Genomic DNA, 1,362 nt, shown 5'->3' on the forward strand with positions numbered 1-1,362 from the left:
ACTGGACCCGCCACATCCGCCACACCGTCCGCTACGCCCACGGCATCACCACCCTGCTCGGCCAGGGCGTCACCACCTACCTCGAACTCGGACCCGACACCACCCTCACGGCACTGACCACCCAAACCCTCACCCACCTCGACAGCACCAGCGGCGACAGCACCAGCGACAGCAACGACCGACCCCGCTTCACCGCCACCCCCCCCCTCCACCGCACCAAGCCCCCCGCCACCACCCTCGCCACCGCCCTGGCCACCCTCCACACCGAAGGCCACACCCCCACACCCCCCACCACGACGGCCACCCCCACCACACCCACCACCGACCCCCAGAGCATCGGCAACACCGACGGCGCCACCGCCACCGCCACCGGCGACCCCACCGGCGCCACGGGCACCAGTGACACCGTCGGCACCGGCAGCAACCCCGCTCACCTCGCGGCCACCCTCCCCACCTACCCCTTCCAGCGCCAGCGCTACTGGCTGCGGGAGGCGTCGACCGGTGGGCACAGCGTCGCCGGGCTTGGCCTCGCCAGCGCGGACCATCCGCTGCTCGGCGNGGCCATCGGACTGGCCGACCAGGACGGGGTGCTGTTCTCCGGCCGACTCTCGCTGGCGACCCATCCCTGGCTCGCCGACCACACGGTGCAGGGCAACGTGCTCGTGCCCGGCACCGCCTTCGTCGAGCTGGCGCTGCGGGCCGGCGACGATCTCGGTGCGGGAACGTTGGACGAGCTGCTCTTCGAGGCGCCGCTCATCCTGCCCGAGCGCGCCGCCGTCGCCATCCAGGTCACCGTCACCGCCCCCGACGACACCGGCCGCCGGCCCGTCGCCATCCACTCCCGGCCGCAGGACTCGCCCGACGCCGCGTGGACGCGGCACGCCAGCGGGGTCTTCGCCGCCGATGACGGCAGCGGCGCAGGCGGCGACGGCAACGACGGCGAAGGCGGCGGCGAGCCCGAAGCGCTGGCCGCGTGGCCGCCGCCGCGAGCGCTGGAGGTGCCCGTAGGAGACGTCTACCCCGCGCTGGCCACGTCGGGGCTGGCCTACGGGCCGGCCTTCCAGGGCCTGCGCGCCGCCTGGCGCGCCGGCGACGACCTGTACGCCGAGGTCGCCCTCCCCGAGGCCGGGAGCGACCAGCACCAGGGCGCCGCCTTCGGGGTGCATCCCGCGCTGCTCGACGCGGCCGTGCACCTGTCGGTCTTCCACGGGCTCGCGGACGTGCCCGCGGGTCACAGCCGACTGCCGTTCGCCTGGAACGGCGTGCGCCTGCACGCCACCGGCGCGACCAGCCTGCGCGTCCACCTCGCCGTCCACGGCAGCGACGAGATCTCCCTGCACGCCACCGACCCCACCGGCGCCC

General features: G+C 75.1%; 1 pseudogene. It reads left to right on the top strand.

The window, feature by feature from the left end:
• Positions 1 to 559 precede the first annotated feature (559 nt).
• Positions 560 to 1,362: pseudogene (locus FF86_RS61580) on the top strand (polyketide synthase dehydratase domain-containing protein); the annotation flags it as partial.

The sequence above is a fragment of the Frankia sp. CpI1-P genome (assembly GCF_001421075.1).
Lineage (GTDB): Bacteria > Actinomycetota > Actinomycetes > Frankiales > Frankiaceae > Frankia > Frankia torreyi.